Genomic DNA, 17,142 nt, shown 5'->3' with positions numbered 1-17,142 from the left:
CTGAGTCAGTGTCTCCTTCTCTCAACAGACGGGAGAGTCGTGTAAGGTCGCGCCCTCGATGTGGCAGATCATCATCAATGGGCCCGGCTACTTCGACACGTCGTACGATCTGCCTGAGGGCGTGACGAGCCTCGGCCGTGCGGACGAGAACGATATCGTCCTGGGCGGCGACCTCGTGTCACGCCGGCATGCGCGGCTGTACGTCGACGGCGACGTGCTGCGAATCGAAGACCTGGGCAGTCGCAACGGCAGCCGCATCAACGGCGCGCCCTTGCAGGGCTCTCGGCAGCTCGTCGCCGGAGACTCGGTGGCGCTGGGCGAGAATGTCCTCGCCGTGCGCCAGCCCAACACCGTGGAGAACGCGGCCACGGAGATGGTGGACCTGGGCGCGGGCGGCGTCGTGCGCTTTGGCCACGGCCAGGACGTGGGCCCCTCCGTCCTGCTGGCGAAGAACGTGCGCGACGCGGACGTGCTGCGGCTCCTGGACAACGTGGGCCCGGTCTCCTTCGACGACAGCTTCTCCGCGTCCGCGCCGCTGCCCGCCGCGAGCCCGCGCGTGGGGCAGGAGACGCTGGTGCTGTTGTTCCGCACCGCGGAGGCGCTCTCGTCGGCCACCACGCTGTCGTCGTTCCTGGACACCACCATGGACCGGCTGCTGGAGGTCACGGACGCGACCACGGCGGTGGTGCTGCTCAAGCACGCCACGGGCGCCATGGTGCCCGCCGCCGTGCGCCACCGCGGCCGGCTGGCCCAGGGCGAGGTGCCTGTCTCGGATGCCATCGTCGAGGAGGCCCTGCGCCAGGGCCGCGCGCTCGCCGTGGGCGACGTGCGCGATGACCGCCGCTTCGCGGGCCGGGAGAGCGTCATCCTCTACGGCGTGGACCGCGTGCTGTGCATCCCCATCGGCGCCGAGCCGCCCTACGCGGGCGTGCTCTACGTCAACCTGTCCGCCAAGGGCGACGCCAGCGTGGAGTCGATGCTGGATACCTGCACCGCGGTGGCGCATCTGGTGGCCACCGGCGTGCAGAAGTTCTCCCCGCGCGAGGACAGCCCCGCGGCGGACAGGCTGCGGCGCAACCTGGAGCGCTTCCATCCGCCGGACGTCGCCGAGCGCCGCGCCGCCGAGGCCCAGAAGCAGGGTGGCAAGCTGCCCGGCCTGGAGGAGCGCAACCTCACCATCCTGCACGCGGAGCTCGTGGGCTTCTCCGTGTTGTGCATGCGCATTGGCGCCGCGCGCGCCACGCAGATGCTCAACGACTTCCACGCGCGGATGAGCGGCATCGTCTTCAGCTTCGAGGCCACCGTGGAGGGCTTCCGGGGCGAGTCCCTGCGCGCCCTCTTTGGCGTCCCCTACGTGAAGGGCGAGGACTCGGTCCGGGCCGTCCGGGCCGCCCTGGCGCTGCGCTCCGAGTGGGAGCGCTCCATGGCGCGCCGGCCCCTGGACGAGCGCTGCGAGCTGCGAATCGCCCTGCACAGCACCCGGGCCCTGGTGGGGCTGATCGGCACCGAGGTGCGTCCGGACTACACCGTGGTGGGGGACGGCGTCGGGGTGGCGGGGTGGCTCGCCGGCACCGCCAGCCCGGGCCAGGTGCTCATCACCGGCAAGGTCCTGGCCACGGTGGGGGCCCGCTTCGACGTCCAGCCGCTGGGCGAGCGCCTCATCCGTCCCCCGAAGGACAAGGTAGCGGCCTTCGAGGTGCTGGAAGAGGATGTAGGCCAGTTGACCAATCCCGGCTTCCGCTGAGGGGGGCGCGTCCGGTTGACGGGTTGCTGCGACGTACCGGGACAGGGTTCAATGTGGACCCCGTCGTGGTGAACCCCCGCACCGCATGAACTCGTCAACCCAACCCGCCCGGTTGAGACCTTTCCGGCCCCAGCCGTTTGGCCGGTACACGCTCCTGTCCCATCTGGCGACGGGGGGCATGGGAGAGATCTACCTCGCGCGGTTGGAGGGGGCGCAGGGGTTCGAGAAGCTCTGCGTCATCAAGAAAATCCTCCCGCAGCTCGCCGCGGACACGGACTTCGTCGAGCGCTTCGTGGGCGAGGCCCGCACCCTGGTCCGCCTGAGCCACGGCTCCATCGCCCAGGTGCTGGACATGGGCCTCCACGAGGACGAGGCCTACATGGCGCTCGAGCACGTGGACGGCAAGGACCTGCGCAAGGTGGCCGCGCGCGTCAGAGACAGGCAGATGCCGCTGCCCGTCACGTTCATCCTCTACACCATGGGCCGGGTGCTGGACGCGCTGGCCTATGCGCACCGCAAGACGGACGACGACGGGGAGGACCTGCGGCTCGTCCACCGGGACATCTCGCCGCAGAACATCCTCATCTCCTACGAAGGGGAGGTGAAGGTCATCGACTTCGGGCTCGCCAAGAGCCGGTTGTCGGCGGCGAAGACGAACCCCAGCATCATCCTGGGCAAGTTCCTCTACATGTCGCCGGAGCAGGCGCGGCACCAGCCGGTGGACCGCCGCAGCGACCTGTACGCGGTGGGGCTTTGCCTCTACGAGCTCATCTGCGGGAAGAACCCGTTCGACGGGGTCCACCCGGGTGAGCTCATGTCCCTGGTGGCGAACCCGCGAATCGCGCCGCTGGACCAGGTGGAGCCGCTCACGCCGCCCGCGGTGACGGCGCTGGTGGCCAAGGCGCTGGCGGTGGACCCGTCGCAGCGCTTCCAGACGGCGGAGGAGTTCCGCGGGCGACTCCACGCCTGCCTGATGGAGATTGATTCGAGCGCGGGCCCGGAGAGCGTCAGCCGCTTCATGCGCGAGCTGTTCGCGGCGGACTTCCAGTCCGAGCGGCGCCTCCTGGCGAGCCTCAAGGACGTGCCGCGCCTGTCCACGGAAGAGGTCCGCGCGCAGGCCTCGTTGTCGGAGGACCCGCTGGCGCCGAAGCTGACGCACGCGATGCTGCCGGCGAAGACCATCCGCCTGGATGGCCCGGTGGAGCCGCTGTCGTTCTTCCCCACGCCCCGCAGCCGCGAGGGCGGTGGTCCGGTGACGGACGGTGAGACGCGCCCGGGCGTCCCGATTGACGAGGCCACCCGCCCCGCGTTCCCCATCGAGGCGCTGGAGGAGGCGGCTCGGGCGCGGAGCGTGCGCCAGGACTCGGCGCCCTCGGTGGAGGTGGGGCCCGAGGCCTTCGTTCGCGGCGGCGGGGTGAGTCCTTCGGCTGCTCCGATGCCTCGCGCGCCAGCGATGACGCGCGAGGTCCAGATGACGTCGATGCCGCCCGAGGCGGTGCCGCCTGGCGTGGCCGCCGCGCGTGCGCTGCTTCCGTCGCACCTGCGGCCGACCGAGCTGGCGATGCCGAGCCTGGGCGGGCTGTCTTCTTCCGCGGCCGCGTCCGTCCAGGTGGAGTCGACGGACGCGAAGGCCGAGTCGCTTCGGGGCAGGGCGTCCGAGGCGAGCCCGAGCGTGATTGCCTCGCTGGGGGCGTCCACGCCCGCGGTGCCGCCGCGTGGGGCGCCGCGTCCGCCGCCGCCAGGGGCCGAGCCGCACGTGCCCGGAGCGGCGCTGCAGCGCACCGGCGTGGTGGTGATGCCCGCGGTCAACGTGCCCGCTCCCGCGCCGTTGCCGCGCACTTCGGCGCAGGCGTCGATGCCCGCCGTTGAGGTCTCGGAAGGGGCTGACGGATACGCGGATGATGACCTCGCGCTGTCCGAAGACGAGGACGCCGCTTCGGCGCGAGAGGACGCGTCCGGGAGCGCGGCCCCGGTCGAGGCGCTGTCGTCGCGGGAGGACGAGGCGGCATTCAGCGAGTCGCATCCTTCTGGCCCGATGCCTCGAACGGCTTCGGTGGTGATGGAGGCCGTCCAGCCGCCTCCGCCGGGCTCGACACCGTCTCGCGCCATTTCCTCCGTGGAAGTGCCTGCGTTGGATGCGCAGGACGAGGCGGCTTCGGGTCCGGTCTCTTCCGTGGACATGTCCTCGGAGGACGGGATGGCATCGCGCACGGAGATGCCCGCGGTGGACGGGCAGCTCGGTGATTCACCCTCGCTGGGCATGTCCTCGCTGGGGGCGCCTCAACCTCCGAAGGGGGCAACGCCCTCGCGAGCCATCCCCGCCGCACCTGCGCCGGGAGCGCTGGCTTCCCGCTCCGAGCCCGCGGTGGACGAGCCTGTCGTGGACGCCACGCCCGCTCATGGCGGGCAGGCCCTCTCCCCCGAGGACGACGCCGCGGCCGCGCACGCGTCCGACGCGGGCGTGTCCGAGGAGGAAGCCGGCCTTTCTTCGGCCGAAGCGCAGGCCCAGGCGGACGCCTCGTCGGAGCTGCCCGTGCTCTCCCCCGAGGAGGTGGGGCACGAGGACTCCGCGGCGCGCATCGCTGACGCCGACACGCATCCGCGCATCCACCGTCCGACGCGAACCGAGCGTCACGACGACACCCAGCCCCGCGTCGCGCATCACGCCGACACGGACCCTCGCGTCACCCGCCATGACGACACGCAGCCGCGCGTGGTGCTGGACGCGGGCCTCTTCAACGACGTGGAAGGCGCCGAGGACGAGGAGCGGTCCGGCGTCTCCCGACCCAAATCACGGCGTACCCGGTCGTCTTCCCCGGGGATGGCGCCGGTCAGCGCCGCGCGCAGGACAGGCTCCGTCTCCGCCGTGCGTCCCCCCGCGCCTATCCCCGTCGTGACGGACGAAGAAGACGACGAGAGCGACGACGATGTCCGCGTCTCCCTCACGCCCAACGAGGAGACGCGGCGCACGACGATGCCCGTCCGCCCGGAGACGCGCTCGGCCGAGCGCATCGCGAAAGAGGACACCCGCCGCACGGCGATGCCCGAGCGCCCCGAGCGCCGCCGTAAGGGCCCCCTCGTGTTCGTGCTGGTGTTGCTGCTCATCAGCCTGGCCGTGGCCGGCGCCTTCTTCCTGGGGCCCCCGGCGCTTCGCGCCCAGTTGCTGAGCCAGTTCATGCCGGAGCAGCCCGAAGGGCCCCCGCCCGCGCAGCCCCTGCGGCCCTCCGCTCCCGGCGAAGCGCAGGCGGGCAAGGCCGCCAACGAGGCCGGCCAGCCCCCCGAGGGCAACGCGGCGCAGGCGGGGCCCTCGACTCCGGGGGCGCCCGCGCCAACCGGGGCCACGCCTGGAACTCCCGCGCCCAACGCCGCGCCGCCCGCCGGTGCCACGGAAGGCGGGCTCGACGACTCCTTCCTCGCGCCGCTGGACGCGCAGCCGAACACCGTGGCTCCCGCGAAGCGCGCGCCGTCGGTCCGCAAGACTCGCTCCGCCCGCGCCCGTCCGCTCACCACGCTGGAGAAGGAGTGGCGCGACACGAACGCGCTCTTCAACCAGCTCAACGCGGAGCACTCGTGCGTGGTGCTCGGCCTCTGGTGTACGCGGTACGCCGAGGTGAAGAGCGAGGTGGAGGCCGCGGGCAGCAGCAACAACCCGGAAGCGCTGCGCAAGGTCCGGGCGATGAAGCGCTATCTGCTGCAGAAGCAGCGGGAGCTGTATTAGTCCCGTGGAGCCCCTGCTCGTCACCCGGGCGCTGGTCGCGGGCTACGGTCCTCGTCCCATCCTGCGAGGGGTGGCGTGCGAGGTCCGGCCCGGTGAGCTGTGGGCGGTGCTCGGCCCCAACGGGACGGGCAAGAGCACGCTGCTGCGCGCGGTGCTGGGCATGGGGCCCTGGACGCGCGGAGACGTCCGCCTGCTGGGCCGGGAGCGCGCCGCCTGGGAGCCCCGAGCGCTCGCCCGCAAGGTGGCGTGGGTGCCTCAGACGTTCGAATCCGCGGAGGGCTTCAGCGGCCTGGAGCTGGTGTTGATGGGCCGCAGCCCGCACCTGGGCCTCTGGGGCCTGCCGTCCGCGGGCGACGTGGCGCTCGCGCGGGAGGTGATGACGGAGCTCGGCATCGCGCACCTGGCCGAGCGGCCATCGGAGGCGCTCTCTGGCGGCGAGCGCCGGATGTTGATGCTGGCGCGAGGACTGGTGCAGCAGCCGGAGCTGTTGCTGCTGGATGAGCCCACCGCCTTCCTGGACGTGGCCCATCAAGTGGGTTCGCTCGACCGCGTGCGCGCGCGCGTGGACGCGGGGCTGGGCGCGGTGGCGGTGCTGCACGATGTGAACCTCACCGCCGCCTTCGCCACCCATGTGCTGCTCCTCCGGGACGGCCAGGTGCTCGCGCGGGGGACGGCGAGCGAGGTGCTGGAGCGTGCCTCCCTGGAAGCGCTCTACGGGGTGCCCATGGAGACCGCGCTGGCTCCGTCCGGCGCCCGGCTCTTCGCGCCCCGAGCACCCTCGCGCTGAACCTTCTTCCTGGACCGACAACATGTCCCGCTACGCCATCGCCATCTTCGCCAGCGCGTTCCTCCTGTTCGGCGTGCAACCCCTGGTGGGGCGCTATTCCTTGCCGTGGTACGGCGGAACGCCCGGCGTGTGGACGGCGTGCATGTTGTTCTTCCAGGCGGTGTTGCTGGGGGGCTACGCGTACGCGCACGGACTCGCCTCGCGGCTGGCGCCTCGCACGCAGGCCCGCGTCCACCTGGGACTCTTGACGGTGGCGGTGCTGCTGCTGGGCGCGCGCGCGTTGCTGGCGGGCTCCCCGGTGGCGCCCGGGCCTGAATGGCGCCCGGAGGGCACCGCGCTGGCCGTGCCCCGGCTGCTGGCGATGCTGGCGGCCACCATCGGCCTGCCTTTCTTCGTGCTGAGCACCACCGGCCCGCTGCTCCAGTCATGGTTCGCCCGCGCGAGGCCGGGCCGCTCGCCCTATCCGCTGTACGCGCTGTCCAACGCGGGCTCGCTGCTGGCGCTGCTCGGCTATCCCTTCCTGGTGGAGCCGTGGGTGGGGCGTGGCGCCCAGGCGTGGAGCTGGGGCGTGGGCTTCGTCTTCTTCGCCGTGGCCTGCGCGGTGTGCGCATGGGACGTGATGAAGCAGCCGGACACGGCGACTGTCGCCACGGCCGCGCCCGTGACGGCCACGCCGCTGACGGAAGCTCTCACGGCGGAGGTCGGCGCCGAGGTGGCCCGTCCCACCGTGCGCGCCACGATGTCGTGGCTGGGGCTGAGCACCTGCGCGTCGGTGCTGCTGCTGGCGACGACGAACCAGCTCTCCCAGGACGTGGCGGCCGGCCCCTTCCTCTGGGTGCTGCCCCTGGCCGTCTACCTGCTGACCTTCATCCTCGCCTTCTCCCGCGAGTCCTTCTACTCGCGGACCGTCTACGCGGTGCTGCTCATCGCCTCGGGCGCGGGCGTGGCGCACGCGCAGACGCAGGGGCCACAGTCGTCGCTCGCGCTCCAGTTGGCCGCGTATTCCGTGGCCCTCTTCGCGGGCGCCATGGTGTGCCACGGCGAGCTGTACCGGCTGCGTCCTCCGCCGCGCCACCTCAGCGCCTTCTACCTGTGGGTGTCCGCGGGCGGCGTGCTGGGCGGGCTGCTCATCAGCGTGCTGGCCCCCGCCGTCTTCAGCGCCTATTGGGAGTACCCCCTGTCGCTGGGCGCGTGCTGCGTCGTGGCGCTGGTGGGCGTGGCGAAGCAGGCGGGCGAAGCGACGCGGACGCAGCGGCTGCAGCGCGTCCTTCGCGGCGCCATGCTGCTCCTGGTGGCCGGGCACCTGACGTACACCATGGCCAGCGAGCAGGGCCGCGCGCGCTTCGCCTCGCGCAACTTCTTCGGCGTGGTGCGGGTGATGGAGCAGGGCGTGGGCTCGCCGGAGGACCACCGCTTCACGCTGCTGCACGGCGCCATCACCCACGGGCTCCAGTACGTGACGCCCGAGCGCAGGGGCGTGCCCACGACGTATTACACGCCGGAGGCGGGCCTGGGGCTGGCCATCGCCGAGCAGCGCCGGCTGCGCGAAGCCGTGGGGCTGCCCGCGGGGCTGCGCGTGGGTGTGCTGGGGCTGGGCGTGGGCACCAGCGCGGCGTTGCTCGAAGCGGAGGACACCGGGCGCTTCTACGAAATCGACCCCGCGGTCATCGCGCTGGCGCGAGGCGAGGGCGGCTACTTCTCCTACCTGGGAGACACGCCGGCGAAGGTGGAGCTGGTGGAGGGGGACGCGCGCATCTCCCTGGAGCAGGAGCTGGAGGCGGGCGGCGCGCAGGGCTTCGACGTGCTCGCGTTGGACACCTTCTCCTCGGACGCGGTGCCGGTGCACCTGCTCACCCAGGAGGCGGTGGCGCTCTACCGCGCGCACCTGGCGCCCCATGGCGTGCTGGCGCTGCACATCAGCAACGTCCACCTGGACCTGGTGCCGCTGACGCTGGCCCACGCGCGGGCGCTGGGGCTGCACGCGGCGCTGGTGGTCAACGAGACGCAGGGGGACGCGCTGCGCAGCAACTGGATGGTGCTGAGCCCGGACCGCGAGTTCTCCTGGGGGCCTTCCTTCACCCGGGCCTCCGCGCGCGTGCGCCGGCTGGGCCTTCGGGAGGACCCCGACTTCACCTGGACGGACGAGAAGAGCAGCGTGCTGCACGTGCTCCGCCGCGGCAGGCCCTCGGCGAGCGTCAGGGACGTGGAGGCCTCCTCCGGTCCGCCCGGGCCCGCGTCCGCCCAGCCCGGGACGGAGTGACTCAGGCGCGGGGCGTCGCCTGGGGGCCGGAGGTGGAGACGGCGCTCAGGTCGAGCGCCACCAGCATCACCAGCACCGTGCACGGAATCGCCAGGGTGGCCGCGCCGAGCCGGCCGAAGAGCAGGGGCCCCAGCGCGCAGCCGCCCAGGAAGGCGGCGCCGAGCCCCAGGTGCAGCCGGGTCCGCTCGAACTCGACGGCGGTGGGCAGCGCCCACAACCTGCGTCGCAGGCCCGGGAGGCCCTGGCCCCGCGTCCCCTCGCGCAGCCAGGAACCCAGCCGCACCAACTGGATGCCGATGTCGGTGATGATGCCGGTGATGTGCGTGGTGCGCACCACGGCGCCAGAGACGCGCGTGACGAGCGCGTTCTGGAGCCCCATGGCATAGGCCAGACCCCACATGAGCGTCGGCTCGCGCGTGCCGGGGTGGTACGACAGCCAGGTGCCGATGCCGCCAAGCGTCAGCGCCTCCAGCAGCAGCGCGGAGGCGTGGCGGCCCCGGGGGCGCTGGCGCGAGGTCTCCAGCAACACCGACGCGGAAATGGCGCCCAACAGGAAGAACAGCAGGAGCTGCGCGGCCAGCCAGGCCAGGGCCGCGTGGCCCGAGGCCAGGGACTCTCCCAGCATGGCCATGTTTCCGGACATATGCGACGTGTGCGGGCCCAGCGCCACGAAGCCCGTGGCATTCACCAGGCCCGCCACGCCCGCGAGCAGCAGCGACAGCAGCGTGTAGGCCCGCCGGTTCCCCGGAGACGATTCCGATGAGAAGGGCATCTCGGTGCCCGACGCTAGCACCGGCCCCGGGGCTCGGGGGACCCGCGGCGCTAGCCCGGCGGCCAGCCGAGCGGGCGGCCCGCCAGCAGGTGCAGGTGGATGTGGAAGACCGTCTGGCCGGCGTGCGCGTGGGTGTTCATCACCACCCGGTAGCCGTTGCTCGCGTCCGCGTGCCCGCGCTCCTGGGCCACCTTGGCGGCCGCGGTGAAGAGGTGGCCCACCAGGACGCGGTCCTCCGCCGTGATGTCATTCACGGTGGGGATGTGCTTGTGGGGGATGAAGAGCACGTGGGTGGGGGCCTGGGGATTGATGTCCTCGAAGGCCACGCACACGTCGTCGCGGTAGACCACCTTGGCGGGGATGAGCCCGTCGCGAATCTTGCAGAAGAGACAGTCGGACATGATTTCCGGCTTACCAGCGGCCGGAGCCCCACGGAATGGCCTCCGTGGCCTTCCGTTGCCTGCCGGAAGCCGCATGGGGCCTCCCGGTGGGGCGGCCAGGCCCCGGCTCCTGCCTGGGATGCCGCTCGTTGAGGGCCCAACGACGGCTGTCTGTCCCCCTCAAAGGGCCCCACCGGTGATATCCACGCCCTGACGATGAAATCCATCCGCATCTCCCAGCTCCTCGAGGACCGCGACTACGACATGCGGCTGATGCTCGTCGCTGGCGGCGGTGGGCTGTCGCGCACCGTGGTGTCCTCGCGCATCCAGAAGCCGGGGCTGGCGCTCGCGGGCTTCACCGAGCACCTCCACCCGCACCGCGTCCAGGTGTTCGGCAACACGGAGATTTCGTACCTGGCCACGCTGCCGGAAGAGCAGCAGCGCGAGTCGCTGGCGAAGCTCTTCGGCGAGGAGGAGCTGGCGTGTGTGGTGGTGACCAAGGACCTGGACATCCCCCAGGCGCTCGTCTCCGCGTGTGAAGGCGCGGGGCTGGCGCTGATGAAGACGCCGCTGCTCTCCAGCGACTTCATCATGCGGGTGCAGACCTTCCTGGAGGAGGCCCTCACCGAGTCCAGCAGCCTGCACGGGGTGTTGATGGACGTGTTCGGCGTGGGCATCTTGCTGCTGGGCAAGAGCGGCATCGGCAAGAGCGAGATCGCCCTGGACCTGGTGATGCGGGCCCACCGCCTGGTGGCGGACGACATCGTGGACGTCACCCGCCGCAAGGGGGCCGTCTACGGCGCTGGCAACCCGGTCATCAAGCACCACATGGAGATTCGCGGCCTGGGCATCATCAACATCAAGGACCTGTTCGGCGTCGCCGCGGTCCGCGAACAGAAGAAAATCGAGCTGGTCATCGAGCTCCAGGAGTGGGACCCCCACCAGGAGTATGACCGGCTGGGCGTGGAGGACCGGCATCTGCAGATTGTGGGGGTGGACATCCCCCTGTCGGTGGTGCCCGTTCGTCCGGGCCGCAACATGGCGACCATCATCGAGGTCGCGGCGCGCAATCAGTTGCTAAAGCTACAGGGCCACCACTCGGCGAGAGAGTTCGCCGAGCGGCTCAATCGGGCCATCGCCGAAGGGGCGATGCGCCGCACCCTGGGAGAAGAGGTCGAGTGACCGCCCCCGCGAAACAAATCGTCATCATCACCGGCATGTCCGGCTCCGGTAAGTCCACCGCCATCCGCGCGCTGGAGGATTCGGGCTTCTTCTGCATCGACAACCTGCCGGTGCTGCTCTTGCCCAAGCTCACGGAGCTGGCGGGAGGCGGCCACTTCGAGCGCATGGCGCTGGTGGTGGACGTCCGTGAAGGCGTCTTCCTCAAGGACGCGCCCCGCATCCTCGCCGAGGTCCGCCGCGCCGGGCACCAGGTGGAGGTCCTCTTCCTGGACTCCAGCGACGACAGCCTCATCCGCCGCTTCAGCGAGACGCGCCGCCGCCACCCGCTGGCGCCCAACGGCACCGTCGCCGAGGGCATCAAGGCGGAGCGCCAGGCGCTGCGTGACTTGCGCGAGCTGGCCGACCAGGTCATCGACTCGTCCACGCTCAACGTGCATGACTTGAAGCGCATGGTGCAGGCGCGCTTCAGCCCGGAGCCCGCCGCGGGCCCCAGCCTGTCCATCATGTCGTTCGGCTACCGCTACGGCGTGCCGCCCCAGGCGGACCTGGTGCTGGACGTGCGCTTCCTGCCCAACCCGTACTTCGTCCCGGAGCTGAAGGGGCTCACGGGCAAGGTGCCGAAGGTGGCGGCCTACGTGCTGGAGCGCGAGGAGACGCAGCATTTCCTCGAGAAGGTCGTGGACCTCTGCCGCTTCCTCTTCCCCCGCTACCAGAAGGAGGGGAAGGCGTACCTCACGGTGGCCCTGGGCTGCACCGGTGGCAAGCACCGCTCCGTCGCCATCGCCGCCGAGCTCACCCGGCGCCTGACGGACGACGACACCCGCGTCCAGCTCTGGGATAGGGACATGGAGAAGGAATAGCGCCGCCAAATTGCAATGCGGCTGCGTCGCGGTTTGCTCCCGTTGAATGACAGACAGAATGTCTGTCGGGTTTTGGAGGGATGGGGTTGAATCCCCATCCCTCTTTCAGCAAGGGAGCCCCCGCATGCGCTTCATCAAGTCCGCTGTCTGGTTTTGTGCCGCTGCGTCATTCGCCGCCTGTGGCGCCGCCGACGAGTCTCCGGAGCAGACCGGGCTGGCCCAGCAGGAGGCCGCGCTGACCACGGGCACCACGCAGGGCTGTACGTACTCCATCACCGCCGCGACGGTCCCCGGCACCGTGCCGCCGAAGTACAGCGTGTCGGTGGCGCGCGCGGCCTCCAGCACCTGCCCCTGGCCGGAGGCGAGCGTGACGTTGGACTCGGGCTCCTACGCCTTCCCCGCCCGCGCGCTCCTGGCGAACAGCTACGGCCTGGCCGTGACGTACACCGGCAAGTACTCGCCCAGCGGCAGCTCGCCCACCTCCTGCAACGTGCGGCAGATTGACCCGGAGACCCTGGCGGTGGTGCGCAGCTCGGGCATCGCGGTGTTTCTGGGTTCAGGCAACATCTACAGCTGCAACCTGGACCAGACGGACGGCGGCGCGACGCTGGTCGTCTACGGGACGAAGGGCGGCCGCATCTACGGTGAGACGGGCAGCGGCAACAACTACGTCGCCACCTACTACGACTTCTTCACCACCACCACGGCGCCTGTCTTCTACGCTTACTGAGTCATCACGCGCTCGGTGGCGAAGGACCCAGGGTCCTGGCTGCGTCAGGGGTTGATGCTGTCAAATTGCAAGGCGGTTGTGACATGGTTTGCTCCAGTTGAATGCTGGACAGGGACTCTGTCAGGTTTTGGGGAGGTGGGGACCTGTCCCCATCCTCTCCGCAACGGAGTTTCCGCATGCAACGCTTCAAGTCCGCCGTCTCGTTTTGTGCCGCCGTGTCGCTGGCCGCCTGTGGTGCCGCCGAGGAGTCCCCGGAGAAGGAGGCGCTCGCGCAGCGGGAGGCCGCGCTGACCACGGGCACCACGCAGGGCTGCACGTACACCATCACCTCCGTGGCGGTCTCCGGGGCCATGCCGCCGCGCTGGGACATCGTCGTGACGCGCGCGGCGTCCGGTACGTGCGCCCACGGCGCGGGCAGCGTGACGCTGGGGACGTCCTACAGCACCCCGTACCTCGCGCTCCTGGCCAACAGCTACGGCGTGGCCACGGCGTTCTCGTACAAGCCCACGCCCAGCGGCAGCTCGCACACGCGCTGCCAGGTGGACCACCTGGACCCGGCGACGCTCGGCTCGGCCCGCAGCACGGACATCACCGTCATGTACGGCACGGCCAGCGTGTACAGCTGCAACCTGGACCAGACGGACGGCGGCGCGACGCTGGTGGCCTACGGGACGAAGGGCGGCCCGCTGCCGGGTGAGGTGGGCAGCCGCCCCAACTACGTGGCCACGTATTACAACTTCTTCACCAGCACCACGCCGGCTGTCTACTACACCTACTGAGACACGGGCGCGCGCCTCAGCTCGACTCGCCCAGGCTGAGGCGCTTGCTGCCCACGCCATTCTTGTCCGCGAAGGACGCCGTGCGCTCGCGGTTGAGGTGGGCCAGGGCGTCACGCTCCTGCTGTCCGCCCACGTCCGTGCGGTTCTCCAGCGCGAAGATGCCGCCGCTGCCGTGGTGCTCCTTGCCCGCCTGGACGGCGCGCTCCAAATCCCTGGCGGACACCCAGTACTCGCCGTTGACGGGGTCCTTCACGCGGAACAAGTCGTCTGACGTGTCGGCCGTCCCGTTGCTGTTGACGCCGTCGATGGTGACCCAGTGGAGCTGGCCCGGCCCGTCGCGCCGCTGCTCGGGCGCGAGCGCGCCATTGAGGATGGCATTGGAGTCCACGAGCGCCAGGCCGAACTGACCGGCCTTCAGCACCTTGCTCGTCGCCGCCGCGTCGAAGTCGGCGAAGCCGTCCGTGACTTCGATGCCCAGGCCCCCCAGCGCGGTCGCCACCTCCGTGGGCGTGGCGCCATCATCCAGGTTGACGTCCACCTGGGCGTGGACAGAGCGGGCGCCGCTGACCTGCGACGCGCGCTCGCGGACCGTCTCCCGCTCCTGCTTCGCGCACAGGCTGCCCTTCGTCACGCTGCGGCTCGCCCGGCTCAGGAAGGCCAGCGTCGCCTCGCCGCAGCCCGTGTCCGAGTCCTGCGCGATGACCGACGCGGTGGGCGCCCAGCCCTTGTCTGCCTGGGCCTGCGCCGCTTCGTTCTCCGGCGCCAGGTCCCGCAGGTAGGGCAGCTCACTGGTCCCCGTGGCGTCCGGCACCGACAGCCGCGGCACGCCCTTGGGCGCGGGCTTCGTGTCCTGGAAGGTGTCTCGCTCCGGACGGGAGGGCGCTGGCGCCGGACTGCTCACCGCGCAAACCAGCGGGGCAATCACGGGGGCCTGGGCGTCCTTCAACACCGAGGGCTGGATGGGCTTGGACAAGGCCTGACGCGCTGAGGTGAACACGGTGGTGACATGCTTGGTCATGGCGGACCCTCCCGGACTTCCTTCGCCTGTCCTGATTATCGGCGACGTGTGTGTCTTGTTGCGCGCGAATCCTTCATGCGCGCAGGAAGGAGGCTCGCTTCCCGGTACACTTGCGGCATGGCCAACACCGATGACCGGGGTTCGGGGGCGGACGCTTCGCCAGAGCTGTCGACGCAGGTCGTGTCAGCGGACGAAGCGAGCGCGGCGCCTCGGAGCGCGCCGCACACGGGGGGCGGTGGTGCGCGAGGGCAGGCCTTGGCGCGCGGTCCGCTGGGCCAGCGGGTGGGGCGCTTCATCCCGCTGAAGCTGCTGGGGCAGGGCGGCATGGGCGCGGTGTACGCGGCCTATGACCCGGACCTGGACCGGAAGGTGGCGCTCAAGCTGTTGAGCGTGGAGGCCCGCTCCGCGGACGAGGAGGGCGGGCGCGCCCGGCTGCTGCGCGAGGCGCAGGCCATGGCGCGTGTCTCCCATCCCAACGTCATCCCCATCTACGAGGTGGGCACCTGGGACGCGCAGGTCTTCTTCACGATGGAGCTGGTGGCGGGTGGCACGCTGGCGGACTGGCGGCGGGAGAAGCTCCGCTCCTGGCGCGAGGTGCTGGAGAAGTACCTGCAAGCGGGGCGCGGGCTGGAGGCCGCGCACGCGGCGGGGCTGGTGCACCGCGACTTCAAGCCCGCCAACGTGCTGGTGGGACGTGACGGGCGCGTCTGCGTCACCGACTTCGGTCTGGCGCGTCCCGTGGACAACCTGCCCCTGGACGAGCAGCCCACGCTGGCGCGCGTGCGCGGCGCCTCGGAGACGTCGCGTCCGCTGCACGACCCGCTCACCGAGACGGGCGTCGTCCTGGGCACGCCGCCGTTCATGTCCCCCGAGCAGTTCCGCGGCGAGCCCCTGGACGCGCGCTCGGACCAGTTCAGCTTCTGCGCGGCGCTGTACCGGGCGCTCTACAACCAGCGCCCCTTCGACCCCGACGAGCTCTCCCGGGCCGCGAAGGCGCTGCGGTCCGCGCCCGCGAAGGTGACGGCGCCGTTGGAGCGGGCCGGGCGGGAGCCCTCGCCCATCCACGAGCCGCCGAGCGACGCCCGCGTCCCCGCCTGGGTGCGGCGCGCGGTGATGCGCGGGTTGTCGCTGGAGCCCCAGGCGCGCTTCGACAGCATGGGGGCGCTGCTGGAGGCGCTGTCTCAAGCGCAGCAGCGCGCACGGGCGCGCAAGGCGGGAGGCCTGGCCGTGGCCACGGCGGCGCTGGTGGGCGCGGTGGGCGGCGGCCTTTGGTTCCAGTCCAGCGTCTGCGCGGGCGCGGAGGGGCTGCTGGCGGACAGTTGGGGGCCCGAGGCCAGGCAGCGGTTGTCCTCGGCCTTCGCCGCCACGGGCAGCCCGCTGGCGGGGGACATGGCGGGCCGGGTGGGGCAGGTGCTGGATGCCTATGCCAGCGGCTGGGCGCGGCAGCACACCGACGCGTGCGAGGCCACGCGCCTGCACGAGGCGCAGCCGGAGGCGCTGTTCACCCAGCGCGTGGTGTGTCTGGAGCGGCGGCACAAGGATTTGCGCGCGCTGGTGGGCGCCCTGTCCCAGGTGGACCAGGCGGGCGTGGAGAAGGCGTTGGACGCCGCATACGCGCTGCCTTCGCCCGAGGACTGCGCGGACGTGGAGGCCCTGGCGAGCCAGCAACCCCGACCCGCGGACCCGGCGCTGCGCGCGGAGCTGGAGTCCTTGGAAGGCGCGCTGTCGGAGGTGAAGGCGCTGGTGGACACCAGCCGTTATCCCCAGGCGCTGGCGGCGGCGAACGCGGTGGAGGCGCGGGTGCTGGCCGCGCGGTACACGCCGCTGACGGCGGAGCTGCGCTTCCACCAGGGCTGGCTCCACGCCGTGCTGGGAGAGAAGGAGAAGGGGGCGGGGCTGCTGGAGCAGGCCGTCTATGACGCGACGGCGGGCCGGGCGGACCGGCTGGAGGTCTCCGTCCTCAACAAGTTGTTCTACGTGGAGGGGGAGCGCGAGCGCTTCGAGCACGCCTCGCGATGGGCGCGGCTGGGCCAGGCGACCCTCCAGCGGCTGGGCGGGGACGCGGTGCTGCGGGGCGACTTGTTGGTGAACGGCGCCAACCTGGCGTTGATGCGTGGGCAGACACGCGAAGCCCGGGCGTTGCTGGAGGAGGCCAACACCGTGCTGGCGGACGCGCTGGCGCCAGGCCATCCGAAGCGCGCGCGGGTGACCTTCTTGCTGGGGCGGGTGCTGCTGGAGGTGAGGGACTTCGCGGAGGCCGCGCGGGTGATGGAGGCGGCGCTGCGCCAGACAGAGGAAGCGGTGGGGCCGCGGCACCTGGACGTGGCTCGGCGTCACCAGGGCCTGTCCATGGCGCTGCGTGAGCAGCGGGAGTTCGCGCGGGCCCTGGAGCATGCCCGGGCCTCCGTGGCGCTGCACCGTGAGCTGCTGGGCGACAGTCACCTGAAGCTGGCGGAGGCGCTCGACGAGGAGGGCATGAGCCTGCTCGCGCTGGGGCGCCATGAAGAGGCGCTGAAGGTCTACGAGGCGGCGCTGGCGGTGAAGCGCGGCCAGCTGGGGCCCGACGACGAGGACCTCCAGTACTCCTACGACGGCGTGGGGCAGGCCCTGCTGGGGCTGGGGCGCACGCGCGAGGCCCTGGTGCCCCTGCGCAAGGCGGTGGCCTTCACGGGCGCGCAGGAGGACTCGCTGGGAGAGTCGGGCTTCGCGCTCGCGCGGGCGCTGTGGAAGGAAGGGCAGGGCTCGGAGGCGCGGGCCGAAGCGGCGAAGGCGCGTGAGCGCTTCACGGCCTCGGGCCGGACGCGGCAGGCCGAGGCGGTGCGGGCCTGGCTGGAGGCGCTGCCTCCGGAGGCGAAGGCGGCGAAGCCCGCCCGTCCCCAGCAGCGCAGGCGCCGCTAGGGACGGGGGTTGCT

At 71.5% G+C, this 17,142-nt stretch carries 12 protein-coding genes; 9 read left to right on the top strand and 3 right to left on the bottom strand.

Annotated features, from left to right (window positions below):
• The first annotated feature begins 58 nt into the window (after positions 1-58).
• From HV824_RS15465 to HV824_RS15450, 4 genes are all read left to right on the top strand, one after another.
• Positions 59-1,744, top strand: a complete 1,686-nt coding sequence (locus HV824_RS15465; protein ID WP_176419751.1) for an FHA domain-containing protein — start codon at positions 59-61, stop codon at positions 1,742-1,744.
• 85 nt (positions 1,745-1,829) lie between these two features.
• On the top strand, positions 1,830-5,462 hold the full coding sequence (locus HV824_RS15460; protein ID WP_176423613.1) for a serine/threonine protein kinase: 3,633 nt from the start codon (positions 1,830-1,832) through the stop codon (positions 5,460-5,462).
• Positions 5,463-5,466: 4 nt separating this feature from the next.
• A complete protein-coding gene (locus HV824_RS15455) occupies positions 5,467-6,249 on the top strand; it encodes an ABC transporter ATP-binding protein (protein WP_176423612.1) in 783 nt (260 codons plus the stop codon).
• 22 nt (positions 6,250-6,271) lie between these two features.
• Complete coding sequence (locus HV824_RS15450) at positions 6,272-8,509, top strand: fused MFS/spermidine synthase (RefSeq protein ID WP_176423611.1); 2,238 nt, start codon at positions 6,272-6,274, stop codon at positions 8,507-8,509.
• Position 8,510: 1 nt separating this feature from the next.
• On the opposite strand, the gene HV824_RS15445 is transcribed toward HV824_RS15450, so the two are convergent.
• A complete protein-coding gene (locus HV824_RS15445; protein WP_217917427.1) occupies positions 8,511-9,281 on the bottom strand; it encodes a YoaK family protein in 771 nt (256 codons plus the stop codon).
• 50 nt (positions 9,282-9,331) lie between these two features.
• Positions 9,332-9,682 (bottom strand): histidine triad nucleotide-binding protein, encoded by a 351-nt coding sequence (locus HV824_RS15440; protein WP_176419756.1) that lies wholly within the window; start codon positions 9,680-9,682, stop codon positions 9,332-9,334.
• Positions 9,683-9,877: 195 nt separating this feature from the next.
• Here HV824_RS15440 and hprK point away from each other — a divergent pair, with 195 nt between their 5' ends.
• From hprK to HV824_RS15420, 4 genes are all read left to right on the top strand, one after another.
• Positions 9,878-10,843, top strand: coding sequence for an HPr(Ser) kinase/phosphatase (hprK, locus tag HV824_RS15435; protein ID WP_176419757.1), 966 nt, complete (start codon positions 9,878-9,880; stop codon positions 10,841-10,843).
• Positions 10,840-11,703 carry an RNase adapter RapZ gene (gene rapZ, locus HV824_RS15430; protein WP_176419758.1) on the top strand — a complete coding sequence of 288 codons (864 nt, stop codon included), beginning with the start codon at positions 10,840-10,842 and terminating at the stop codon, positions 11,701-11,703. The genes hprK and rapZ overlap by 4 nt, the downstream gene beginning before the upstream one ends.
• Before the next feature lie 124 nt (positions 11,704-11,827).
• Positions 11,828-12,433, top strand: coding sequence for a hypothetical protein (locus HV824_RS15425; RefSeq protein ID WP_176423610.1), 606 nt, complete (start codon positions 11,828-11,830; stop codon positions 12,431-12,433).
• A gap of 176 nt (positions 12,434-12,609) precedes the next feature.
• Positions 12,610-13,212 carry a hypothetical protein gene (locus tag HV824_RS15420; protein WP_255208063.1) on the top strand — a complete coding sequence of 201 codons (603 nt, stop codon included), beginning with the start codon at positions 12,610-12,612 and terminating at the stop codon, positions 13,210-13,212.
• 16 nt (positions 13,213-13,228) lie between these two features.
• Here the strand turns inward: HV824_RS15420 and HV824_RS15415 are convergent, their stop codons facing one another.
• Positions 13,229-14,230, bottom strand: coding sequence for a hypothetical protein (locus HV824_RS15415; RefSeq protein WP_176419761.1), 1,002 nt, complete (start codon positions 14,228-14,230; stop codon positions 13,229-13,231).
• A gap of 117 nt (positions 14,231-14,347) precedes the next feature.
• Between HV824_RS15415 and HV824_RS15410 the strand changes: the two genes are divergently transcribed.
• Positions 14,348-17,128: a serine/threonine-protein kinase gene (locus tag HV824_RS15410; RefSeq protein WP_217917426.1), complete on the top strand. Its 2,781-nt coding sequence runs from the start codon at positions 14,348-14,350 to the stop codon at positions 17,126-17,128.
• Positions 17,129-17,142 lie beyond the last annotated feature (14 nt).

The sequence above is a fragment of the Myxococcus sp. AM009 genome, assembly GCF_013372605.1.
Classification (GTDB): domain Bacteria; phylum Myxococcota; class Myxococcia; order Myxococcales; family Myxococcaceae; genus Myxococcus; species Myxococcus vastator.
Note: the sequence above shows the minus strand (reverse complement) of the source record. Positions and strands in the feature narration are given on the sequence as shown.